This window comes from Amycolatopsis panacis (assembly GCF_003600245.1).
Classification (GTDB): domain Bacteria; phylum Actinomycetota; class Actinomycetes; order Mycobacteriales; family Pseudonocardiaceae; genus Amycolatopsis; species Amycolatopsis sulphurea.
Window position 1 is genome coordinate 13,690 of sequence record NZ_QZFV01000054.1, and the last position, 24,109, is coordinate 37,798.

General features: G+C 69.7%; 19 protein-coding genes. 16 read left to right on the top strand and 3 right to left on the bottom strand.

Annotated features, from left to right (window positions below; all coding sequences use genetic code 11):
* Nucleotides 1-46 precede the first annotated feature (46 nt).
* Entirely contained in the window at nt 47-1,123 is a 1,077-nt protein-coding gene (locus D5S19_RS32855; protein ID WP_233573703.1) for a hypothetical protein, read from the bottom strand.
* Nucleotides 1,124-1,363: 240 nt separating this feature from the next.
* Between D5S19_RS32855 and D5S19_RS03985 the strand changes: the two genes are divergently transcribed.
* The 15 genes from D5S19_RS03985 (at nt 1,364) to D5S19_RS04055 (ending at nt 18,807) form a co-directional block, all read left to right on the top strand.
* Nucleotides 1,364-1,987 carry a pentapeptide repeat-containing protein gene (locus tag D5S19_RS03985; RefSeq protein WP_120021971.1) on the top strand — a complete coding sequence of 208 codons (624 nt, stop codon included), beginning with the start codon at nt 1,364-1,366 and terminating at the stop codon, nt 1,985-1,987.
* A gap of 605 nt (nt 1,988-2,592) precedes the next feature.
* Nucleotides 2,593-3,717 (top strand): lytic transglycosylase domain-containing protein, encoded by a 1,125-nt coding sequence (locus D5S19_RS03990; protein WP_120021972.1) that lies wholly within the window; start codon nt 2,593-2,595, stop codon nt 3,715-3,717.
* A gap of 151 nt (nt 3,718-3,868) precedes the next feature.
* Nucleotides 3,869-4,234 carry a PH domain-containing protein gene (locus tag D5S19_RS03995; RefSeq protein ID WP_147397329.1) on the top strand — a complete coding sequence of 122 codons (366 nt, stop codon included), beginning with the start codon at nt 3,869-3,871 and terminating at the stop codon, nt 4,232-4,234.
* Nucleotides 4,235-4,365: 131 nt separating this feature from the next.
* Nucleotides 4,366-5,379 (top strand): phosphate ABC transporter permease subunit PstC, encoded by a 1,014-nt coding sequence (gene pstC / locus D5S19_RS04000; protein ID WP_120021974.1) that lies wholly within the window; start codon nt 4,366-4,368, stop codon nt 5,377-5,379.
* A 3-nt stretch (nt 5,380-5,382) separates the two neighbouring features.
* Entirely contained in the window at nt 5,383-6,537 is a 1,155-nt protein-coding gene (gene pstA, locus D5S19_RS04005; RefSeq protein WP_120021975.1) for a phosphate ABC transporter permease PstA, read from the top strand.
* On the top strand, nt 6,534-8,123 hold the full coding sequence (gene pstS / locus D5S19_RS04010) for a phosphate ABC transporter substrate-binding protein PstS (protein ID WP_120021976.1): 1,590 nt from the start codon (nt 6,534-6,536) through the stop codon (nt 8,121-8,123). Before pstA ends, pstS begins: the two co-directional genes overlap by 4 nt.
* Nucleotides 8,120-10,522: a hypothetical protein gene (locus tag D5S19_RS04015; RefSeq protein WP_233573704.1), complete on the top strand. Its 2,403-nt coding sequence runs from the start codon at nt 8,120-8,122 to the stop codon at nt 10,520-10,522. The genes pstS and D5S19_RS04015 overlap by 4 nt, the downstream gene beginning before the upstream one ends.
* 155 nt (nt 10,523-10,677) lie before the next feature.
* Nucleotides 10,678-11,673: a substrate-binding domain-containing protein gene (locus D5S19_RS04020; protein ID WP_233573705.1), complete on the top strand. Its 996-nt coding sequence runs from the start codon at nt 10,678-10,680 to the stop codon at nt 11,671-11,673.
* Nucleotides 11,674-11,703: 30 nt separating this feature from the next.
* Nucleotides 11,704-13,287 carry an Ig-like domain-containing protein gene (locus D5S19_RS04025; RefSeq protein WP_120021977.1) on the top strand — a complete coding sequence of 528 codons (1,584 nt, stop codon included), beginning with the start codon at nt 11,704-11,706 and terminating at the stop codon, nt 13,285-13,287.
* A gap of 140 nt (nt 13,288-13,427) precedes the next feature.
* Nucleotides 13,428-14,441 carry a WxL protein peptidoglycan domain-containing protein gene (locus tag D5S19_RS04030; RefSeq protein WP_120021978.1) on the top strand — a complete coding sequence of 338 codons (1,014 nt, stop codon included), beginning with the start codon at nt 13,428-13,430 and terminating at the stop codon, nt 14,439-14,441.
* Nucleotides 14,425-15,096, top strand: coding sequence for a hypothetical protein (locus D5S19_RS04035; RefSeq protein ID WP_120021979.1), 672 nt, complete (start codon nt 14,425-14,427; stop codon nt 15,094-15,096). The genes D5S19_RS04030 and D5S19_RS04035 overlap by 17 nt, the downstream gene beginning before the upstream one ends.
* Before the next feature lie 22 nt (nt 15,097-15,118).
* A complete protein-coding gene (locus tag D5S19_RS31930) occupies nt 15,119-16,258 on the top strand; it encodes a hypothetical protein (protein ID WP_158605487.1) in 1,140 nt (379 codons plus the stop codon).
* Nucleotides 16,251-17,060 carry an LPXTG cell wall anchor domain-containing protein gene (locus D5S19_RS04045; protein ID WP_120021980.1) on the top strand — a complete coding sequence of 270 codons (810 nt, stop codon included), beginning with the start codon at nt 16,251-16,253 and terminating at the stop codon, nt 17,058-17,060. The genes D5S19_RS31930 and D5S19_RS04045 overlap by 8 nt, the downstream gene beginning before the upstream one ends.
* The gene (locus tag D5S19_RS04050) at nt 17,057-17,974 is read left to right on the top strand and encodes a sortase (RefSeq protein WP_120022047.1); all 918 of its coding nucleotides are present in this window, start codon (nt 17,057-17,059) and stop codon (nt 17,972-17,974) included. Before D5S19_RS04045 ends, D5S19_RS04050 begins: the two co-directional genes overlap by 4 nt.
* Nucleotides 17,975-17,988: 14 nt before the next feature.
* A complete protein-coding gene (locus D5S19_RS04055) occupies nt 17,989-18,807 on the top strand; it encodes a phosphate ABC transporter ATP-binding protein (protein ID WP_407641710.1) in 819 nt (272 codons plus the stop codon).
* A gap of 24 nt (nt 18,808-18,831) precedes the next feature.
* On the opposite strand, the gene D5S19_RS04060 is transcribed toward D5S19_RS04055, so the two are convergent.
* Together D5S19_RS04060 and D5S19_RS32330 are read right to left on the bottom strand one after the other, a co-directional pair.
* A complete protein-coding gene (locus tag D5S19_RS04060; RefSeq protein ID WP_120021982.1) occupies nt 18,832-21,345 on the bottom strand; it encodes a helix-turn-helix transcriptional regulator in 2,514 nt (837 codons plus the stop codon).
* A complete protein-coding gene (locus tag D5S19_RS32330; RefSeq protein WP_199730332.1) occupies nt 21,342-22,862 on the bottom strand; it encodes an Hsp70 family protein in 1,521 nt (506 codons plus the stop codon). The genes D5S19_RS04060 and D5S19_RS32330 overlap by 4 nt, the downstream gene beginning before the upstream one ends.
* Before the next feature lie 288 nt (nt 22,863-23,150).
* On the opposite strand from D5S19_RS32330, the gene D5S19_RS04075 reads away from it, so the two are divergent.
* On the top strand, nt 23,151-24,080 hold the full coding sequence (locus tag D5S19_RS04075) for an IniB N-terminal domain-containing protein (RefSeq protein WP_233573706.1): 930 nt from the start codon (nt 23,151-23,153) through the stop codon (nt 24,078-24,080).
* Nucleotides 24,081-24,109: the final 29 nt, after the last annotated feature.

The following is a 24,109-nucleotide window of genomic DNA, read 5'->3' on the forward strand; positions in this document are numbered from 1 at the left end:
TCGCAACCGGCCCCGAGGCAGGGCCGGTGGGTGCGCCGCCTTCGGTTCAGGGGAGGAAGCGTGCGAATCCAGGCAGTGTCAGGGTCATTGCGGCCGTGGTCAGCCAGTTCAGTATGTCGGGCAAGGGGATCCGGGCGAGTCGTCCGGGCCATTCGTCGGCTGTGGTGGTCAGGACGAGTTCGTTCTCGCCAGGGTGGACTCCGGTCAGCCGCAGGCCTTTCGGTAGATCCGGGAGGGGCAGCACGATCGGCCGGATTCGGCGGGCGAGACGAGTCGTCCACCGTCCTATGTGGAGTGTGGTGGGCGTCAGCACGACACGGGATTCCTCGACTCCTGCGACGAGGGTCAGATGTCCCCACTGCGGATGTTTCCGCCACCGTAACCGGAAGCCCTCCGCATGCGGCGTGGCGATCACGTCCGGCCGGGTTCTGGCGACTTGTTCCCGTACCACTTCTCCGCTCACTGCGATGTGCAGCTCCACCGAGGTGGGCACGACTGCGGGGGAAGGAAGTCCGCGCAACCGCACGTCTCTCGCCCATAGGGTCACGCGGCGCAGCGGAACCCGTTCCACCGCAGGATCAACCGCGGGCTCGGTTGACGCGGTGGGACCGAGCTGTTCCGCGGCCGGCCGGTCTGTGGTTTTCGGCGATGGCTGTTTGTCGGTACGGGCCCGGTCGCTCGCGGCCCGCGTTTCGCCGGCGGCGCTCTCTGGCCGGATGCTCAGGGGAGTGGTGGTTTCGCGTTCCGGACCGGAGGTGCCGCCGGGTGTTCCGGAAATGGAAGGCCGTCCGGCCGGGTCGTGCTTGTGCTCCGCTGAGGGGGCCGCCGGGGAAGAATGCTTCGGCCAGTCGACGTCTTCGGCGACGATGCGCACGTCGCCGACCCGGCCGGTCGCGAGTCGCAGTGAATCGGCCGGGTAGTCGAGTTCGGTCAGGGTGAGGCCGACCTTGTGGCCCTCCACCGTCGTGGTCAGGCGGCGGCCGACGAGTTGCTCGGTGACCATGCGAACGGCGGCGGCCGGGGTCGCGGGCACGCTCGGCAGCAAAGCCCGGCTTGCGGCGGCAGCAAGGCCCGAGAGTTCGGGCCAGGGCACCCAGGCGTCGAACCATCGGTTTTCGCTCATCCGGCCATCGTAGGGCGGGCACCATCCGGTCGTTGCCGGGCTGTGGTGTTCGCCGCGTCGCGGAGAGCGTCGAACCGGATGCACGTCGGGAAGAACGGGAGGTGGTTGGTGGGAGCCAGGGCCGGGCGGAGATGTGGGGTGGTGCCCCAGGGTAGCCGGGAAACCTGCTTTCGGGTGCGCGTCAGGGCGGAAGCTGCGTTGCTTCCGGGCCGTGTCCTGTGCGCAGGTTAGCCTTGGTGGGTGGCTGAACACGATGCGGAGCTGCCCGCGGTCGAGACGGTGGAGGAACGTACGTATCGCCGGGAGGACTGGTACGCGGACGAAATTGCCGCGCGGTGCTTCGTGCGGTGTGAGTTTCACGAGATCGACTTCACCGAGGGCGTGACGCGCGGGACGACGTTCACCGACTGCGTGTTTGGGAACGTGCGGTTCAACGCTTCGAGGCACACCGATTCTGCGTTCACCGGATGCGTGTTCACACGGTGCAACCTGTTCGACGCCGAGTTCACCGGGTGCAAGCTGATGGGCAGCCGGTTCCGGGAGTGCGACCTGCGGCCGTTGCGCGTGCTCGGTGGGGACTGGTCGTTCGTGGATCTGCACGGTGCGGATCTGCACGGCGTCACGTTTCAGGGCGTGCGGCTCCGGGAGGTGGATCTCACCGCGGCGAACTGTGCCGGTGCAGTGTTCGCGGACGCGGACTTGTCCGGTGCAGAGTTGCGGGACGTCGACTTCACTCGGGCCGAGCTGCGGGGGAGTGATCTTTCCGCGCTCGATCCGGTGCGGGCGAAGGTTGCCGGCGCGATCGTGTCGCCCGAGCAGGCCGCGGTGCTTGTCACGACGTTGGGGATCCACGTCCGAGGGTGAGCGGCGTCCGTCATCGTGGCCGACGACGCTCGCGTTGCCGGTGAAAGGTTGATGGCCAACTGTCCACAGTGTCCAGTGTGGATCCGGGTGGGCTTCGGGAGGTAGCCGCCGAACGCTGCGACCATATCGACGCCCCGTGCCGACATCATCGTGTGCCTGCGGCCGGTTGACGCGTTCACTGCCACAGGAACCGTCTTCTTCGACCCGCAACTACGCGCCCAGCACCGTCGACCTCGGCGGTCTCCGAATCGGCGCAAGTCGTATCGGGCGTCCGACATCAGTATCTGGGGCGGCACCTTCGCCGCGAGGTAGCTCAAGAGACTGGCGGACAACCGACCCGCGGCTGGTGGCTGTCGGCGCTGGACCCGGCCGGCAGGACGCCGAAGGCATTGACAACGTTTGGTTCGTTTCTTGCCGACGGCAATGGGTTCACACTTCGTCGTCCCCAGTCACCAGTTCGCCTGCATGGTCGCGGTGACCGAGGTGAACATCTCCAACAGTCAAGTTTGCGATGTCCGTTGTTTACCCGTGCGCTCCCGAATGTCCGGGGTGTGCACTTAGAAACGAGTCCGCCGAGGGGCAGTTACGAGGAGGATGCAGTGCACATGCGTGGGCTACGCCGGTCGGTCTTGGTTCCGCTGCTGGCGCTTCCGCTGGTCGTGCCGACCAGCGGAGTGATCGGCTCGCACATTGCCGGCCCGCTGGCGGTTGCGCCCGTGAGCGCGCCGGAACCCGTTGATGACCTAGGGAATTCGGTCGGCGTGGACGGGAGCCTGCCGATCACGGTCGTGCCGAGCGAACTCCTCGCCGACCCGGCCGGTCCCCAGGTGCCGGCAGGTGCCGCAGGACCGTCCGCACTCCCGCCGTCCGGGCCGCTCGGTATCCCTGCGGTCGCGTTCGACGCGTACGTGCAGGCGGCGAGCCGGGCGCCGGCAGGCTGTCACCTGCAGTGGTCGTTGCTGGCGAGCATTGGGCGCATCGAGTCCAACCACGCGCACAGCGGGCAGGTCGACGCGGCGGGGACGACGCTGTCGCCGATCCTGGGGCCGGTACTCAACGGGATGGGTTTCGCGGCGATCGCCGACACCGACGGCGGCAGGTACGACGGCGACAGCCGGTGGGACCGCGCGGTGGGGCCGATGCAGTTCATTCCGTCCACCTGGCGGAGCTATGCCGCGGACGGCAACGGCGACGGCCGTGCGGATCCGAGCAACGTCTACGACGCGACGGCTGCCGCGGCCCGCTACCTGTGCGCGGGTGGCCAGGACACCGCGGACCCGCGGCAACGCGCCGAGGCCGTGTTCCGGTACAACCACTCGGACTCCTATGTGGCCACGGTCCTGCTGTGGGCCGACGCCTACGCCCGGAGCGCGCTCCCGATCGGTCCGACGGGCACGCCGGCCAGCCCGGAAGCGCCGCTCGCGCTGCCCGCGCCCGGGGCGATCCCGTTGCCGGTCCCGGTACCGCCTGCCGCGACCATCGCAGTCCCGGTGACCACGAACCCGAGCACGACCATCCCCACGTCCACCGCCACGAGCATCCCCACGAGCACCGAGCCTCGGCCGACGAGCACCCCGCAGCCGGGGAGCACGACTCCGCCACCGGCTCCGTCCACGACCCCGCAGCCGGTCACGACGCCGCCGGTTACGACAACGGCACCGGAGACCACGGCGACGACGGAACCTGCCACCGTACAAAACGATCCGGTAACGGCCGCCGTGACCTCGTAACGAAAGCCCGGTTCGCCCGATCCGGCAAGATTGCCGCCTTCATCCCTCGTGAATCGGCTCACCACGTGCTGGACGACTGCTGTTTCCCCTCCGTCCACCAACGCACCGGAATCTTACGCGGCAGGTCGGGGGCTCAGCGAAAAGAGTAGACATGGCAGCCGCCCGTTTTCAGATTTTCCGGGCCGAGTCAGATCGTGTCCTATGGCGTTTCCTCTCGGCGAACAATCGCAGTATCGCGCGATCGGCCGGTGACTTTCCCGACACGGGCGCATGCATGGTGTCGCTGAAGGAACTGATCAGGGTGGTGGACGCTGCGAGCATCCTGACCGTGCGTACCGGGCAGGGGCTGTGGCGGTGGCAGTTGCGGGCCGGCTCCGCCGACCTGGCCGTGTCCGGCCGTCAGTACCAGCGCCGCATCCGGGCCTCCGACGCGGGTTCGGCATTCCAGGATCTTGCCGGGAAAGTGCAGGACGTGGCCGATCTGCGCGCGGTTTCTTTCGACCGTACTGGCACCTAATCCTCGGAAATGCGCCACCGCTGGTCCTGTTCGTCCGTAGTTAATGATCCGGCGGCCAGTTGTCCTCCTTTGCTGGATTTCCTTACCCAGTCGTGTGAATCGGCCGTTAAGAGAGTGAGAGGGGTGCGCCGATGACCAGCTTGCTCACGTCGCCGACCCCGCCTGCGGAGAAGGAGTCACGGCGCCGGGTCGCGCCGCCGGGGGGTACGGACCTCGCCTTCCGCGGACTGCTGCGGATCGCCGGGCTGCTCGTCCTGGTGATCATGGTGACGGTCGGGATCTTCTTGCTGACCAACGGATTCGGCGCGTTGCGCAAGGTCGGGTGGGGCTTCCTCACGACGCAGGCGTGGCAGCCGGACTCGGGCAACTTCGGCATCGCGGCGGTGATCACCGGCACGGTGCTGATCGCCGGCGTCGCCCTGTGTGTGGCGTTTCCGCTGGCCTTCGGGGTGGCGCTGTTCATCTCCGAGTACGCACCGGGCGGGGTGAAGCGGCTGCTGGTCAGCCTGGTCGACCTGATGGCCGCGGTGCCCAGCGTGGTGTACGGCCTGTTCGGCGCCGTGTTCCTGCAGTGGAACCTGCTCGAAGTTCCGCGGTGGATCTCGCAGAGATTCGCCTGGATCCCGCTGTTCACAGTGGACGGATACGACGCGAACGACCCGCTGAGCACCGAGACGGTGTTCGCCAGTTCGACCTTCTTCGCCGGGCTCATCGTCGGCATGATGGTGATGCCGACCGCGTGCTCGGTGATGCGCGAGTCGTTTTCCCAGGCGCCGCCCGGTGAACGCGAGGGCGCGTACGCGCTGGGAGCCACCAAGTGGGGCATGATCCGTTCCGTGGTGCTGCCGTTCGCGCGCGGCGGGATGATCGGCGGGACGATGCTGGCGCTCGGCCGGGCGCTGGGGGAGACGATCGCGGTGTACATGATCATCGCGCCGGTGTTCGCGATCCAGCCGCACATCCTGCAGAGCGGCGCCAACTCGGTGTCCGCGCTGATCGCGCAGCAGTGGGGCGCGGCGAGTCCGTTCGGGCTCTCCGCGCTGATGGCCGCGGGACTCGCCCTGTTCGCGCTCACTCTCGTCGTCAACTTCGGCGCCTCGGCGATCATCGCGCGCAGCCGCTCCGGCCGGGAAAGCGAGGCGTGAGTCATGTCCACTGTGGATGATTACGAGAGACGCCGCTCGACGGGCACCGCGGATCGCGGTGACGTCGTCGCGCTGATCGGCGCCGGCGCTGCCGCGCTCGCTGTGACATGGCTGGTGTTCACCCGGCTCGCGCCGTTCGGCGGTGTGATCGGGTTCCTGGCCATCGCGTGGGTCGTATTCCTTGTCCTGTACGGGTTGCTGACCTCGTTCGAGGAGAACGCGCTGACGGTGCGCGACCGGCTGGCCCGCGTGCTCGTGTGCAGCCTGGCGTTCGTCGCGCTGGCCGGGCTCATCGTGATCGTCGGTTACCCGCTGGTGCGCGGCATCACGGCGCTGCGGCACCTCAACTTCTTCACCGAGGACATGGCGACCGCCGGCCCGCTCGATCCGCTGACGCAGGGCGGAATTCTGCATGCGGTGGTCGGCACGCTCGAGCAGATCGCGATCGCGCTCGCGATCGTGGTCCCGCTCGGCGTCACGTGCGCGGTGTTCCTCAACGAGGCCAGGGGAACGTTCGCCCGGCTGGTGCGCACGGTGACGGACGCGATGACCGCGTTGCCGTCGATCATCGCCGGCCTGTTCGTGTACGCCGCGCTGATCCTCGCGCTGGGACTGGAGCGGTCCGGCCTCGCGGCGGGCTGCGCGATCAGCGTGATGATGCTGCCGATCGTGATCCGCGCGGCCGATGTGGTGCTGCGGATGGTGCCGGGCTCGCTGCGCGAGGCATCCCTCGCGCTGGGTGCCGGCCAGCTGCGCACGGTCTGGCATGTCGTGCTGCCCACGGCCCGGTCGGGCCTGACGACCGCGGTCCTGCTGGGCACCGCGCGCGGCATCGGCGAGACCTCGCCGGTGCTGATCACCGCCGGCTTCACCGCCTACCTCAACACCGACCCGACCAGCGGCCCGATGATCTCCTTGCCCCTGGCCACTTTCAGCCTCGTCACCTCGCCCGAGGAGGCGATGAAGGCACGCGGGTTCGGTGCGGCGGCGGTGCTGATGCTGCTCGTGCTGGTGCTGTTCGTACTCGCACGGGTGCTCGGCGGGCGACCCGCGGGCGAGTTGTCCCGCGGGCAGCGGGCACGCCGCGAACGCGCGTCGGTCTCGGACCGGGAACGGTTCATCGCGCGCATCAACGAACGGAACGGAGAGAATCAGTGAAGCGCTTAGCCGCGCTGGCGGCCGTGCTCGTGCTGCTGTTGGTCGGACAGCAGCCCGCGATGGCGCAGGGGTACGTACCGATCAGCGGCTCCGGGTCGACGTGGAGTTCGAACGCGCTCGACCAATGGCGCAAGAACGTCGAGCAGTACGGCATGCGGATCAACTTCTCCGCAACTGGTTCCACGGCCGGCCGCAACGACTTCCGCAACGGTCAGGTCGACTTCGCGGTGTCGGAGATCCCCTACGGCCTCACCGACGGCGGCGTGCTGGACGCGAACCCGGCGCGCGGGTTCGCCTACATGCCGATCGTCGCCGGCGGCACGGCCCTCATGTACAACCTGAAGATCGGCAACACGCGGGTGACGAACCTGCGGCTGTCGGGCAAGACGCTGACCGGGATCTTCACCGGCACGATCACCAACTGGGCCGACCCCGCGATCAAGGCGGACAACCCGGGGCTGGCGCTGCCCGCACGCAAGATCATCCCGGTGGTCCGGTCGGACGGTTCGGGCACCACCGCGCAGTTCACCGCCTACATGGCCAGCGAGTTCTCCGGGATGTGGGACGCGTTCTGCCGCCGCGCCGGGCGCGCGGCGCCGTGCGGGTTCACCTCCTTCTTCCCGCTGGTCTCGCCCATGATCGGCCAGTCGGGTTCGCTGGGCGTGACCAACTACACCCGGCAGGACCAGAGCGAAGGCGCGATCACCTACGTCGAGTACTCCTACGCGCGCAACGCGGGCTTCCCGATCGCCAAGGTGCTCAACAAGGCCGGGTACTACATCGAACCGAAGGCGCCCAGCGTCGCGGTGGCGCTGCTGGGGGCGGGGATCAGGCCGGACCTCACCCAGGAGCTGGGCGGCGTCTACCACAACAACGATTCGCGTACCTACCCGTTGTCCAGCTACAGCTACATGATTCTGCCGACCACGACAGCCTCTCCTTTTACCCAGGTGAAGGGGAAAACGCTGTCGGACTTCGCCTACTACTTCCTCTGCGAGGGGCAGCAACAGGCGGACAACCTGGGCTATTCGCCGCTGCCGATCAACCTCGTGCAAGCCGGCCTGAACCAGGTGGCGCGGATCCCGGGTTCGACGAAGAAGCCCACGGACATCAGCAAATGCAACAACCCGACGTTCTCGGCGGACGGCACCAACCTGCTCGCCAAGACCGCGCCCTTCCCGAAGAGCTGCGACAAGATCGGCGTGACGCAGTGCACCGAAGGCACCGGCGGCGCCAAGACGCCCACCCCGGTCCGCGGCGGCACCGCGGCCAACGGCAGTGGCCCCTCCAACGGGCCCGGCGCGACCAACCCGGACGGCACGCCGGCCGGCGACGCGGCACCGGCGGATGCGCCCGGGGCCGGTAATGCCACCGCGATCGACCCCAACACGGGCCTGCCGGTCTCCGCGAGCAACGGGTCGTCCGGGGCCTTGGCCCAGCCGGTCTCCCTGAATCTGAAGGACGACGCGACCTGGGCACTGTTCGCCACCCTGGCCGTCGTGCTGTTCCTCGGCCTGATCATCGCCCCGCCCGTGCTCGCACGGGTTCTGCGGCGCAGAAACTACGTCCAAGAGGAGGACCCGTGATCACCCGGATCCTGCGGCTGATGCTGGCGGTCGTGCTGGCCGTCGCCGGCGTCGGGCTCGCGCTCGGGCCGGCAGCGGCCGCGCCCGCCGGCACCGCGGTCACCGTCTCCGGCACCGGGAACTTCGCGAGCCTGAAGGTCACGGTCGGCCAGACCACGAACCTCATCAACCAGACCGTGCACCTCAGCTGGACCGGCGGGGCCCCGACCGGGCCGGAGGGCAACTTCTACACCAACTTCCTGCAGGTCATGCAATGCTGGGGGGACGACCCGGCGGGGCCGGACCGCGAGCAGTGCCAGTACGGGGGGCTCGCCTCACAGACCAATCCCGCGTCCGGGGCGTTTCTGCGTAACCGGCAGCTCAGCTACGGCAGCCTGATCGACCCGCTGGAGGACCCGTTCGACCGGACACCGGGCGCGGCGGCGGTCACGGTGCCGTTCCGCTCGGTGACCGGGGTGACGACGACTTCCCCCGGAGATTTCTTCACGGCCGGCACGACCAACGAGGTCCCGCTCGCCAAGACGCGGCTCGACGGCGGTGGCGACCTCGACTTCGAGGTGCAGACCAACACCGAGGCCTACGGTCTCGGCTGTGGCGTGGTGGACCAGACCACCGGGAAACCGCGGCACTGCTGGCTGGTGGTGGTGCCGCGTAGCGACAAAGAGGTCAACGGCCAGGTCGCCGGCACGAGCTACGCCCACAGCTGGCTCGACTCGTCACCGTTGTCGGAGACGAACTGGTCGCACCGGCTTCAGGTGCGGTTGGACTTTCAGCCGGTCGGTTCGGCTTGCCCGCTCGGCGCCGCGGAGCGGTCCACGACCGGGCACGAGTTCATGGCCGAGGCCGTGCTGCGCTGGCAGCCGAAACTGTGCGCCGGCAGCGGGAAGGTCTTCGGCTACACACAGCTGCCCGACCAGGTGGCGCGGGGGGTGGTGCAGTCGGACAAGCCCGGCCTCGAGTTCATCACCGATCCTGTGCCGCCCGGTGAGGCCGCCCGGCCACTGGTCTACGCGCCGGTCGCGCTCTCCGGGCTGTCCATCGCGTTCATGATCGAGCGACAGTCCGGCGGTTCGGGCAGCGGCGCGGCGCCGTCGGTGTGGCAGCGCGATGGCGAGCAGGTCATGGACCTGAACCTGACACCCAGGCTGGTGGCCAAGCTGCTCACCCAGTCCTACCGGGGCGCGTTGCCGGGGCCTGCGGACTACCTGGCGAACAACGCGGTCAGTCTCACCCTCGACCCGGATTTCCGGGAGGCCAACGGGGACCTGGCGGACAGTCTCAAGACCATCGCGACCGTCGACGCGCTGGTGTCTACTGTGGACTACGACCAGACTGCGGTGCTGTGGAGCTGGATCAACGCCGATCCGGACGCGCGCGCCTTCCTCGACGGCAAGCCGGACAAGTGGGGAATGACCGTCAATCCCCACTACAAGGGTATGACTCTGCCGGTGTCCACGTTCCCGAAATCGGATCTGTCCTGCTTCGGTGCCGCCCTGACCGAGACCTGCGCCCTCGAACGGCACCCCCTCGCCAACGACATGCACGACGCGGCGCGGGCGGCCAGCCGGGGTGACTCGCTCGGCAAGGAGCCGACCAACCTGAGAAACCCGGACGGCACCAAGAACCTCGCGTCGGTGAGCCGGGATCCGGTCGGCGCGCGCCGTCTCATCGCGATTACCGACACAGCAACCGCGGTGCGCTACGGCCTGCCGATGGCGAAGCTACGCAACTCCTCGGGTGCGTACGTCGCGCCGACCGCCGATGCCCTGCTCGCCGGTGTCGCCGCCATGAAGGACAGCGGCGTCGACGGGGTGAAGGTGCCGAACCCGACTTCGACGGCCGCCGCGGCCTACCCGCTGACGAACATCAGCTATGCCGCCACCGCACCGTCCGCATTGGACACTGCCGCGGGCGCCGACTACGCGAACTTCATCCGCTACGCGGTGGGCGACGGACAGACCCCGGGTATCGAGCCCGGTCAGCTGCCCGACGGCTACGTGCCGCTGCCGGATGACCTGCGCCGGCAGGCGCGGGACGCGGCGACCAAGATAGCCGACCTCGCCGGCAAGCCGGTCGGCACGCCGGACCAGGCAGCCGGCGGGGCAGGCAACGCGCCGGGTTCCGGGGGCACAGCGGACAACAGCGGGACATCCGCGCTCGCGGACGCCGGGACCGCTGCTCCGGACAAGGCGGCGGCGCCGGCCGGCGGCCCAGGACCGGTGAAGGCGGCTGTCCCTACCAAGACCATCGCGCAGCAGCAAGCCACCCAGTCGAGTCCCACCCCCGCCTCCCCGGTCGGGATCGTGCGCTGGGTGCTGGTCGTGCTGCTGGCGGTCGGCGCGCTCGCGGCAGGGGGCGGTCCCGCCCTGCTGCGGCTGAGCGGGCGGAGGGGGAGGTGAGGTGATGCCCCCGGCCGGCCGGGACCAGGAGTGGCAGCTCCCGCCCGCCGGCCAGGCCGGATGACATTCCCGCAAGACCCGGCGCCGCTACCGCGCCGGAGAAACACAGCCGGGCAACCGCCCGGAGGAATCCTGCTGCGAAAAGGATACTTGAAGTGACAGGAAAACGAAGCAAAGTCCTGGTTGCGGGACTGGTCGTACTGTCCGCGGTGCTCGCCATGGGCGGCGCCGCGCAGGCCGACCCGTCGGGCACCCCCACCTACCGTGACATCGCCGGCACCGGCTCCGACACCACGCAGGGCGTGATGAACGGGCTGGCGGACGCCATCACCGTGAACGGCACCAAGGTGCTCGGTTCCTACGACGCGGTCGGCTCGACGAACATCACGACCAAGGACCCGGCGACCAACCCCAACTGCACGATCGCGCGTCCGGCCAGCTCCGGCGCCGGCGTGACCGCCCTGGTCAACTCGCAGAACGCGGGCAACAACTGCCTGCAGTACGCCCGCTCCTCGGCGAACAACTCGGCGAGCTTCCCGGGCGCGAACCTGACCTACGTGCCGTTCGCGGTCGACGCGGTCACCTACGCGGTCCGCTCGGACAGTTCGATCACCAAGAAGCTCACCACGGCGCAGCTGAAGAGCATCTACAACTGCACCGCGCCCGGTGTCGGCACCACCTACAAGCCGCTGCTGCCGCAGTTCGGCTCGGGCACACGGGCGTTCTTCCTGCAGAGTCTCGGCCTGACCAACGCGGCCGACTACACGACGACCTTCCCCTGCGTGAAGGACAAGGACGTCAACAACAACCCGATCGAAGAGAACACCGGTACCTACCTGACGGAGCCGGCGAACATCGCGCCGTATTCGATCGCGCAGTACCAGTCCCAGGTCTACGGCGTCGTGGCGGACGTGCACGGCAAGGCCATGCTCGCCACGTTCAACGGCGTCAACCCGACCGACCTGAACACGGACTCCACGTTCAAGCGGGACGTGTACAACGTCGTGCCGAACGCGGCTCTCACCACGGCGCCGTACAACACGGTCTTCTCGGGCAACGCCTCGGCCATCTGCGCCAACACCGGCGTGATCACCAAGTACGGGTTCGGCATCAACCCGAACTGTGGTGACACCAGCATCCACACCCCCTGATCCGGATTCCCTGAAAGGACTCCAGAACACATGAACTCCAAGAACATCCTGCGTCGCGTCGCGGCCGGCGGGGTCGTCCTGGCCGCCGTTCTGGCCGGCGCCCTGGGCGCCGTGCCTGCCGCTTCCGCGGCCCCGGCACCCGGCACCGTCGGCACCGCCACCGTGTCCCCGGCCAACGGACTGGACATCACCGCCCCGGTGTACAACACCTCGGCGGGCTGCCCCACCACGGCCGACGGCTACAACATGTTCGTCAAGGGCCCGGGCGCCTGGGCCAACGGCTTCATCGGCACCACCACCACGAGCGTCAACTTCTCCACGACCTCGGGCTTCCCGGTGCAGCAGGGCCTGACCTTCAAGGACATCGCCCTCGACAACCAGACCACCGTGGTCCCCGGTGAGTACGACATCACGGTCAACTGTGTCGACTCGTTCTCGCTGGCGGTGCAGGGCACCTTCACGACGGCGGTGTACTTCACCGACGCCACGCACTACACCTCGGTCGACCCGAACCAGCCGGTCACCACGACCACGTCGCTGTCGGTCACCCCGGCCTCTCCGGCCTTCCAGGGCGACCAGGTCACCCTGACCGCGAATGTCACCCCGGCCTCGGCGGGTGGCACGGTGCAGTTCAAGGACGGCGCCAACAACGTCGGCTCCCCGGTGGCTGTGAACAACGGTGTCGCCACGCTGAACACGTCTGCGCTGGCGGTCGGTTCGCACTCGCTCACCGCGGTGTTCACCGGCGCGAGCCAGAACATCCAGGGTTCCACCTCGCAGGCGGTCACCTACGCCGTGCAGTCGCGGCCGGCGACGGCCACCACCACCGCCCTCGCGGTGACCCCGAGCGGCAGTGCGACCCAGTTCCAGCCGGTCGCCCTGAGCGCGACGGTCACGCCGGGTGCGGCGGCCGGTGCCATCCAGTTCACCGACAACGGCGCGAACCTCGGCAGCCCGGTGGCGCTCGCCGGTGGCACGGCCACGCTGAACACCGCCACCCTCGCCGTGGGTGCGCACTCGTTCACCGCGAAGTTCGTGCCGACCGACCCCGCGGTGTTCCTTGCCTCGGAGTCGGCCCAGGTTCCGTTGACCGTGAACACCTTCGCGGGCGTGGCGACCTCGGAGAACATCACCACCACGGTCACCGCCGGTGAGCTGCTGATCAGCGTGGCGAACAAGAACGTGACGCTGCCTTCGCCCACCATGCTGCCGGACGCTTCGATGCTGCAGACCGCGGGCGACCTCAACCCGGTCACCGTCGCGGACACTCGCGCCGGTAACCCCGGCTGGAACGTGTCCGGTCAGGTGACCGACTTCGGCGACGGCCAGTCGCACGCGATCAACGGGGCCAACCTCGGCTGGACCCCTGCCGTGGTCGACAAGCTGGCCGCGCAGAACATCACGGCCGGCCCGGCGGTCAACCCCGCCGCCGCCCTCGCCCCCGGTGCCGCCGCGCCGGCCGGTGTCGGCCTGGCCGGTTCCCGCACCATGGCCACCGCCGCTCCCGGTGGCGGCAACGGCACCGCGCACCTGGGCGCGGGCCTGGCCCTGAACGTGCCGACGTCCACCGTCGCCGGCACCTACACCGCGGTGCTGACCCTCACCGCGATTTAAGGAACGTCTCGGAACGGCTTGCTTGCCGGTGCGGGTAGCGGAACCTGACCCGCGGTGGTGCAGGCCACTTGATTCGCCGTATCCGGTTCCCCTGGCCGGGCTCGTTCCCGGCCAGGGGAACCACCCGTGGAAGGTCCTTTATGATCCGCATTCTGCCGCGTGTGCTTGCCGCCGGCCTGCTCCTGCTCGCCTTTCTCGGCGTCTCCCCGGCTGCGCTGGCGCAGCCGTCCGGCGACCGGGTCACCTTCGGTGTCCGGCCCGCCACGGCGAAGGCTCCCGACCAGCGCAACGCCTTCACCTACAGCGCGACCCCAGGCGCTCGTATCACCGACTACCTCGCGGTGTCCAATGTGGGCGCGTCACCGGTGGAACTGCGGATCTACGCCAGCGACGCCTTCAACACCCCGGAGGGCGGCTTCGATCTGCTCGCTGCCAAGCGGAAACCGCTCGAGCTGGGCCTCTGGGCCGTGCCGGGCAAAGACTCGGTGTCGGTGCCCGCGCGGTCGACCGCGATCGTGCCGTTCACCGTCACCATTCCCGCGAACGCCACGCCGGGCGACCACGCCGGCGGCATCGTCGCGTCGCTGGCTACCGAGCAGACCCAGGCCAACGGTCAGAAACTCGCCGTCGAGCAGCGTGTGGGCGCGCGGATCTACGCGCGGGTCAGCGGTGAGCTGCACCCTGCCCTGTCGATCACCGACCTTTCCGTTGACTACCACGGCAGCCTGCTGGGCCGTGGTGAGGCGACGATGAGCTATGTCGTGCGCAACACCGGCAACGTGCGGCTCTCCGGCAAGCAGTGGGCGAAGGTTTCCACGCCCTGGGGGTCCACTGTGGACGCTCCTGACCTGGCCGCGATTCCCGAGCTGCTGCCCGGATCGTCGATGAAGATGAGCACGAAGGTCGGCGGCCTGCTGCCCGCGGGGTGGCTCACCGGCACCGTGCACGTCGATCCCATTACCGTAACGGGACAGGCTGATCCGAGCGCTCCGGCCGCGGAGGAGAGCGCGACGGTCGCCGCGATCCCGTGGCTGTACCTCGCCGTGTTCGTGGTGCTGGTACTGGCCCTCGTGTTCTGGATCCGGCGCCGCCGTCGTCGTCGCGGCACTCCCACTGAGCCGGAGGAGGTGACCGAGCATGCCGACGCAGGCTGAGCCTCTGCGCGCGGCGGGCCTGGTCGTCACGCCGGGAGACAGCGCCGACGCCGCTCCGATGAAGCTGCACACCAGTGGCGGGTGCCCCGCGGGCGCGGACGCTTACAACGCGGTCATGCGTGGCCATGGTCTGCCGAAGGACGGGGTGGTCATCACCGCGACCACCAGCGCAGGCATGTCGCGCAAGCAGGGCTTCGACGTGTACCCGTCGGAGACGCTGCACGACTTCGCGGCAGACGCCAACACCACGTTCACCGGTGACTACCAGGTGTCGGTGTACTGCGTCGACTCGTTCTCGCAGGAGCACAAGGCCGAGTTCGCCGGCACCATCCGGGTTTCCGCGCCGGGCCGCTACGCCGCACTCGGCGATGCCAAGGGCCCCAACACGATGTCGCCGCGTGCGGAGCTGGAGATGCCGCCGCCCAGCGCGCCTGCGGGCAGCCCCGCGCCGGGCACCGTCGCGCCCGGAACCGGTTCCGGCGAAGGACACCCGACAAGCAGCACGGCGACGGCGCCGATTGCCGCGGGAAAGCCCGATCAGTCCACAACGGACGGTTGGTTGCAGCCGTTCCTGTTCGTCGCCGCGATCGCGCTCGCCGTGGCCGCCGTGGTCCTCGCGGTGGTCATGCGCAGACGCCGGTCCCGGTCCGAGTAATTCACCCTAGGAGACGAAGAAGATGAGAAAGCGCCAGGTGGCACTCGCCGGGCTCGGCCTGCTGGTGATCGCCGGCACCGCGGTGACCGTCGCGGCGGCGGCCACACCCGAGGCCACCCTCGGCTCGCTGTCCGCGTCGCCGGCCACCGGGCGGGATGTGCAGGCCCCGGTCTACATGACCTCCGCGGGCTGCCCTGATACGGCCGACGGATACAACCTCTACGTCCACGGGCCGGGTGGTTTCGCCCCCGGCCTGATCGGGACGACGACGACCGACGTGGGTCTTTCGCACACGTCGAGCTTCTCGATCTTCCAGGGCCTGTCGTTCAAGGACATCGCGACCGATCACCAGACGACCGTGCAGGCCGGCCGCTACGACGTGGTCGTCAACTGCGTGGACTCGTTCTCGCAGGAGGTCATCGGCACCTTCACGATGCCGCTGTGGTTCACCGACGCGACGCATTACCAGGACACCGACCCCGCCGCGCCGCCCACGACGACCACCACGACCGGCACCACGACGACGACCGAGCCGACCACCACGACCACGACGACCGAGCCGACCACGACGACCGAGCCGACCACCACGACTCCGACGACCACGACAACGGAGCCGACGACTACGACCACGACAACAGAGCCGACCACGAGCACCACCACAACGAGCACCATCACGACGGAACCGACCACCACCGAGCCAACGACTACGACGACTGAGCCGACCACCACTACGACGACCACGACCTCGACGTCGTCCACGACTCCGACCGGAACGACCACGACACCCACCAGCACACCGACGTCGTCCAGCAGCACCACGACGACCACGACGCGCCCCAGCACCTCGACGCCCACGTCCAGCACCGGCACGTCGACTACGAGTACCTCCAGCACGACCTCGACCGGCGACACCACTTCGTCGCCGAGTGAGACCACCACCACGACGGGTTCGAGCACCAGTGCGCTCGCCCCCGACGGCACCGGAGCGGACACCAGTGGTGGCGCCGGGGCGCAGACGGTCGGCACCACGATCGACAGGCGTGGCCTGGCCAGCACCGGCGTCCCCGTCGGCTACTTCGCGCTGGCCGGGGTCGGGCTGCTCGGCGCCGGCATCGTCACTGTGCTGTTCGCCCGCCGCAACCGGAAGGAACGTCATGCGTAAGCGCGGAGCCGCCCTGGCCCTGCTCAGCCTGCTGGCCGCGGCCGGCACCATGTTCGGGGTCGCCCAGGCCGCGGTGCCGGCGGCCACGCTCGGCACGCTGACCGTCGAGGACGTCGCCAAGAAGGGCACAGATGTCAACGCGCCGCACTACACCACCTCGGCGGGGTGCCCGGCCGACGCCGACTCGTACAACCTGTTCATCTACGGCCCCGGGGTATTCGAGCCCGGCCTGATCGGGACCACGACCACAGATGTCGGCATCGCGCACGACGCCGGTTTCCCCATCTTCCAGGGACTGTCCTTTAAGGACATAGCCGTCGACAACCAGGGCACGGTGCAGCCGGGCCGCTACGACATCGTGGCCAACTGCGTGGACGGATTCTCGCAGGAGGTGAAGGGCACCTTCACCATGCCGCTGTGGTTCACCGACGCGACGCATTACACGGTCACGGATCCCGCCTCGCCGCCGACCACGACCACGACCACGACCAGCTCCAGCGGGCATACCAGCACCACCACGCCCACCGAGACCACGAGCCCGGCCCCGGAGACCTCCACCACCACGAGCACGACCGAGTCGGCCACCAGCACTGATCCGGGCGGCGTCGCGCCGACGGACACGACGCCCCGCGGTCCGGGCGGCGATACTCCCAGCAACCCCGGTGACAAGAAGCTGGCCAGCACCGGAGTCCCGGCCGGCCTGCTCACGCTCGCCGGGCTCGGGTTGCTCGGTGTGGGCATTCTCGCGGTGCTGGTGACGCGGCGCCGGCGCGAGGTCGCGCGGTCGGCGTGGCCGGAATGACGGTCACCGAACCGGCCCCGTCCGCCCCGCCAAGCGCGCCCGAACAACCCGGTGGATCCGTACCCTCCGCTCGCGCGGGGACGCGGATCGTCGCGCACGCACTGACGATCCTCGGGGTGCTCGCGCTGAGCCTGCTGGCGCAGCTCGCCTTGATCGGGGGGCTGCAGCACAACCGGGACCAGGATCGGAACTTCGCCGAGTTCCGCAACCAGCTCGCCAATGCGACCGCGCCGGTCGCCTCGCTGGATGCGGGCGGGCGCCTGCTTCCGTCCGGCACGCCGGTCGCGGTGCTCTCGATTCCTCAGCTGGGTGTGGAAGAAGTGGTGGGCGAGGGAACTTCGCCCGGCGCACTGAAATCCGGCCCTGGACACCTGCGTGACACCGTGCTGCCAGGGCAAGTCGGGGTCAGCGTCGTGCTGGCCCGGAGGGCCGCGTACGGCGGTCCGTTCCAGCGGATCGGGGAGCTCAGGCGCGGTGATCCGATCACCGTGACCACCGGCCAGGGCGTGCACCAGTTCCGGGTGATCGGCGTACGGCGCGCGAACGACCCCCAGGTCGCCGCGCCCGGCAAGACCGACGGCAGGCTCACGCTGGTCACCGCCGACGGACCGCCTTACCTGCCGAGCGATGTGCTGCGCGTGGACGCCCAGCTGGTCACCCCGGCCGTTGAGGCCAGCGCCAGGCTGCCCGCCTACGCGTTGCCCGATTCGGAGCAGCCGATGGCCGGTGACGAGGGGGCGCTGATCCCGGTTGTCGGCTGGGCGCTGGTCATGCTGCTGTCGGCGGGCGGCGTGGTCTATACGCATCAGCGGCTCGGCATGTGGCAGGCGTGGGTGATCGGCGTGCCCGTGCTGGGTGCGCTGGGCCTCGCGGTCGCCGACTCGATTGCTTCGCTGTTGCCGAACCTGTTGTGACCATGGAGGAAGAAGTGACCATCACGCAGCCCTTCGACGTCGTCGAGGCCGAAAACGACGCCGCGACGCTGGAGGCCCGCGCGGTGTCGGCGTGGTTCGGCGACCACAAGGTGCTCGACCGGGTGTCGCTGACGATGCCCGCGCAGTCGGTCACCGCGCTGATCGGCCCGTCCGGCTGCGGCAAATCGACGTTCCTGCGCACGCTGAACCGGATGCACGAGCTGATCCCGAGCGCGTCGCTGGCCGGCGAGGTGCTGCTGGGGGAGGTCGACATCTACGACTCGGTCTGGAAGCTGACCGAGGTTCGCCGGCATATCGGGATGGTGTTCCAGAAGCCCAACCCGTTCCCCGCGATGTCCATCTACGACAACGTGACGGCCGGTCTCAAGCTCACCGGGACCAAGGTGCGCCGGGACGAACGCGACGACCTCGTGCAGGAATGCCTGACGCGCGCGGGACTGTGGCGGGAAGTGCGTGACCGGCTCCGGCAGCCCGGCGGCGCCCTGTCCGGCGGGCAGCAGCAACGGCTGTGCATCGCGCGGTCGCTCGCCGTGCGGCCGACGGTGTTGCTGATGGACGAGCCGTGTTCGGCACTCGACCCGACCTCGACCCGCCGGATCGAGGAGACGATCGCGGACCTGACCAGCGAGGTCACCATCGTCATCGTGACGCACAACATGCAGCAGGCGCAGCGGGTATCGGACCAGTGCGCGTTCTTCCTCGCCGAGGAGGGCACTCCGGGCGCGATCGTCGAACACGGCGACACGAGCCAGGTGTTCGACTCACCCGTCGACTCGCGTACCGCCGACTACGTCCACGGACGGTTCGGCTGACGCGACGGGTTCCGGGTGGAGCTTTCAGGGGTTGGTGGGCTTGGCGAGCAGCTCACGCAGGGTGGACAGCAGCTCCCGCCGGTCCGCTGAACCGAGTTTGCCGCGGATGCGGGCCATGTGGTGCTCGACGGTCTTGCCCGAGATGAACAGCTTGCTGCCGGCTTGCTTGTAGGTCAGGCCGTCCACGACGAGCCGGGCGACTTCCAGCTCCCGCTCGCTCAAGGTGCTCAGTCCGTGGGCGGTGCCGGCCACCGCGGTGGGAGATTCGGGACGGCCCGCGGTGCCTTGGAATTGGCGGGCGGCTTCCAGGAGCTGGACCATCGCCTTGCGGTCGGAGGTGCGGATCGCGGCCTGCCCGGCCAGGCGGGAAGCATCCCAGCAGAGGTCGAGTTCGTAGAGTTCCGCGGCGGCCTCGGCCGTCTCGCGGGGGTCGAAGCTGCCGCTGATCACGGCGAGCCAGCACTTCGCGGCGCCGGCCAGAGCAGCGGGATAGCGTCCGGAGCCGGCAAACCGGGTCAGGGCCGACAGGTGGCGTTCGGCGCCGGGCCGGTCTTCCGAGGTGATTGCCGCATGCAGCTCGTGCCAGTGTAGCGAGACTGTCCACAAAGGAGGGTTGTCGAGGTGGTCGAGCATGGCGTGCGCGCGTTCGAGCCGGTGCCGGATTTTGGCCTGCGCGCCGGTCCGGGCGGCGGCGATCGCCAGCTCGCCCAGCGGCAGCAGGGTGAAGAGATCCACCTGCTGGCGCATCGACGCCTGGTACGCGCGATCCCACGAGCGTTGCAGGCCGGCGAGGTCGCTCGCCCGCCGGGCCAGGCCGAGTTCCAGCGTGGCGAAGAACAACTCGTCGCGGGCTTCCAGCTTCGCGCCCGCGGCGGCGTCGCGGTGTTCGGCTGCCGTCGCGAGATCACCGCCCGTCATGGCTACCCACCCGAGCAGGAGACGATGGCGGGACGCCAGCAAGGTACCGCCGACGCCGTGGGAAAGAGCCCGGTCCAGTACTGATTCCGCCAGTGCCAGCTCGCCTGAATGCAGTCCGGCGAGCGCGGCCAGTGCGGCGGGGCTGTCCGGCAAGGGCGATCCGGCGAAGGCGGGTTCGAGCATTGTCGCGGCGCCGACGAGTTCGGGCAACGCTTCGGTGCCGTACCCGGTCACCGATTCCACGACGCCGTTCGAGGTCCGCGCCACGGCGCCGGTGAACAAGGTCGGCGCGACTCCGGGCGCCGGTGCTTTCGCGAGTTTCCGGCCTTCACCGCATTGTCCTGTACCGACGAGGGCGATCGCGGCGAACGCGGTGACGGCGCCGGGACCTGCCCATCGGTCGCTCACCGGAAACTCTTGCGGAGAACGGGATGCGAGATCTTCACCGTGGAAAGGCGGCTGCCGATCAGCATCGGGCGTCGGGTTGTGCGTGGCGCCGGAAGGATGCGGAGTGAGGGTCGCGGCCCAGCGGTACAGCTCTGCGCTCCGGGCCAGTTCGCCTCGGTGGGCGAGGACCGTCGCGGCTATTTCCGCTCCTGCGGCACGGGATTCCGGGTCGTCGCCGGACAGCATGCCGTCGCCGAGACGGAGGGCGGTGTCCAAATCTCCGGACAACGCGGCGGCTCGGGCCCAGCCGATCGTGGTCGTCGCGTCGCGGGCGCCTGCGTCGGCGGCGGCCTCGAACAGACGCGCGGCCAGGATTGTGTCACTCGGCAGGGCTTCCTGGGCGGCGGTGGCGAATGCGGTGGCCGCCGAAGCACCGGAGCTGCCTGCGTCCAGCAACGAGCGCGCGAGGTCCAGTATCGGCAGGCCTTGGCGTAGCTGGGCTTCCACCAGTTGCTGTACGACAGCCAGGCGCCGCGCGGGGGGCGCGTAGCCGCGCACGGCTTGTGCGGCCACGGGCAGCAGAGCGTCTTCGTGGTCGAGCAGGCCGGTGGCGCGGGCGCCGTCCACGACTGCCGGCAGCGCGTCGGGTGAGCAGTTCAGTAGCGCGCACAACAAATCCAGGTTGCGGCTTGCTCCGGCTTCGGACGCGATCAGGTAGTGGAGGACGTCCTCGTCCAGGTCGGCCAATTCGCTGCGAAAGGCTTCCAGCCGATCCGTCACGACGCGTTCGACGAGCCTCGGGACGCCGCCGGTGCGAGTGTGGAGCGCGAGGGCAGCGGCGGGGTCCACCGCGCGGCCGGTCAGGTGGCGCGCGAGTTTGGCGACCTCGCCGACGTCCAAGGGGGGAAGCAAGAACGTCTCGCCGAGACCGCGCAACGCTTCGGCGCGTGGATTCGGGCGGTGGGCCACCACGACGGGACCTTCGGCGGACGAAGCCAGGACGGTGAGCTTGGCGAGATCTTCGTCGTCGAGCTGGTCCGCGTCGTCGACCACGGTCGCGGTCACCCCGGCTGCGCGGTAGCCGCGGTCCAGTGCGCCGAGGAGGGCGGTTTTGCCGTAGCCGCCCGGGGCGACGACGACCAGGCGCACCGGGCTCGCGGACGCGCCGTGCTCCGCGAGCAGACGGTGGACGGCAGGGTGCACGGTGTCGGTTTTCGCCAGCAGTGCGTTCAACAGTGACCTTCACCGGTGGGAGCCGTGGCCGGGCGGTTGCACGAACTCGGGGCGGGGGGAGGGGGAGAGCCGGGTTGCCGGTCGGCCGTCGCCGGGTGCGACGAGAAGATGGCGATCAGGACCGACGCGGCGATCGCGAGCACCGCGGCCGCGGCCGCGAGGGGACGCCAGCGGCGGAAGAGCTTCGCGAAACCTTCGGGCTCGGGCAACTCGAACGGGGTGATCTCCACCGGCGGCCGTTCGGGCCGTTCGGGGAGATCGGCGGGGTCGTCGACGCGCGGAAGCAGGATGGTCTCCGCGGCCGCCGGTTCGGGCTGTGCGGGGTCCCCGGCGCCGTGCGGGGTAAGGGCGCCGGAATGGTGCTGGGCAACGGTGGTGGCCCGGTCGGCGTGCTTGCCGGTCTTGCGGCCTGTGGTGCGGGGCCGCTTGTCCGCGGTGTCGCCGGGTTGCCGGGCGGTGCGGGGGCGTCGGCTGGTGCCGTCGGTCGGCACGGCAGGGCGTTTTTCGGTGGGCGAGCTGGTTTTCTTGGCCGTGCGGGGGTTCGGCCCGGCGAGGTCGCCGGCCTGGCGGTGAGTGGTGCCCGGGCGGTCGTCGACGAGTGCGGGGAGATCGTCGCCAGGGGCGTCCGGGTGATCGACGGGGGAGCCGGTTTGGGCAGTACCGGGGCGCGGGCCGGTGGAGCGTGGGGAGACGCGGTGCTGCTGGGCCGGGGTGGCGGTTCGGTGCGCGGCCAAGGTAGCGGCGCCGAGCGCTGCGGTGAGGGCGGGTTGCGGACCGGCGAAAACCGGGCAGGGCAGGCGTCCCGGGAGCGCGCCGGGGCCGGGGTCGCCGCAGAAGACGATGCCGGACAGGGCTTCTGGAGCGACGTTTGCGCTCTGCGCCAAGGAGAATGCGCTGCTCAACGCAGCCGTGGGGGCGACGCCTTCGGTGCTGTTACGGGAGAACCAGCCTGTGGTGGCCGCCGACGTGGCCAGGGTGACGGTGACGCCATCGGGGCCGAATTCGCATACTGCGGCGGTTCGTTCGCCCTGACCGGTGTCCGGGAGGTGGGCGTGCAAGGCGGCGACGGCGCTCGGTACGAGGGTCACCGCGGGGAAACCGGCGCCGGTCAGGGTGCGGCGCAGGAGTTCGCGACGGTACCCGCCCCAGTCGCCCGGATGGGTGACAACGAGGTGCCGTGGCGGGCCGTTGCCCGCGAGGTCGGCGACGGCCTCCACCACGACCGTGGTCAAGGATTCCGGGGTGAACGGCGTACCGCCGACGAAAACCGGGACGTCGTCGCCGATGCGGCGGTGGAAACCGGTCATCAGGCGGGACGGAACCGCGGCGCCTTCCCGGACGGCCGCGTCGCCGGTGATCAGGTAGCCCTCGTCGTCGAGGAAGAGCGCGGTCGCGGTCGCGGGGGTGGTTTCGCCCAGCCACAACGGTTCCGGATCGGTCCACTGCCCGCTGTGCCTGCGCCGGGTCGCGGCGTGGGTCCGGGCCGGGCCGATGTCGATGCCGAGCACGTGGGGCACCGCCGCTTCCTCCCTTCGTCGCTGCATGGCCGGGTCAGAGGGGCGCAATCACGGAACGGGTACAGCATCCTCACCCGGACGAGAGAGCCGGGCAAGGGTGGAAGGGGATTTAACCCAACCGGGTTTCGCGTGTCCGAGTCCCTAACTCCCTAACGATCTCATATCGACCCCCTAACGGCTGAGCGAGGCGCGACTGGGTGTAAACCCCGATGTGAGCGGGGGTGTCCCCGGCCTACCTTGACCGCCAGCCTGGCCGGGGAGGTCCGGGTGTCCCGGTAAACACGACAAGTGGAGATCCCCGCCATGAACCCGGTGCAGACCCTGCACGACTTCACGCTCACCCTGCTCCACGATCCCGCCGCGCTGGCCGCATTCGGCCAGGATCCGCAGTCGGCGCTGGCCGCCGCCGGGCTGGGCGACATCAGCGCCGCCGACGTGCGGGAGGTTCTCCCGCTGGTGCTCGACTCCGTTCCGGCCGGCGGCCCGGCCGCGCTTGGACAGGTGCCCGCGGGTGACCTGACCGGTGCCGTCGCGGACAGGCCGCAGGGCGCCATCGACCAGCTGCACGCGCTCACTGCGTCGCTCGGTCTTCCCGCGGCCGGCGAACCTTCGCTGCCTTCGGCAGGTGACCTGCCGTCGGTGCCAGGGGCCGGTGAGATGCAGAACAGCGAGATCCAGAACGGCGAGATGCAGAACGCGGCAGCGTCGGCCGCCGCGCTCGCGCAGCAGCCGGGCAGTGTGTTCGGGCTGGGCGGCGATCTGTCTCACGGACTGGACGCCGCGCCGGTCGCGCGGGCCGCTGGTGCGGTCGGGCAGGTTCAGCATGCGGCCGGCGAGGTTGGCGCCGCGGCCCCAGCGACTCCCGCGGCTCCAGGCGCCGTCGACGCGGCTCACCTCACCGACGCCGGTGGCGGCGTGGCTGGGCACGGCAGCGACTTGGCCGGCACGGTGACCCAGAACGTCGGCAGCTTGTCGGGGGCACTCAGCGCGCAGGGCGTGAACCACGTCGCGGACGCTGCGACGCACCAGGTCCAGGCGCTTACGCACACAGCACCGGACTGGGGGAGCGAGTCCCCGCAGCACGGCGCTGACGCCGGGGTTGGTGCCGTCCACGACACCGTCTCGCAGGTTCCGGATGTCGCGCACCAGGGCCCCGGCTCGGACCTGCACGCCGGCGCCGAAACCTCGCACAGCGGCGAGCTGCACCTTTCCTTCTGAACGTACGCTGAGTAGCGGCGCGCCGGAGG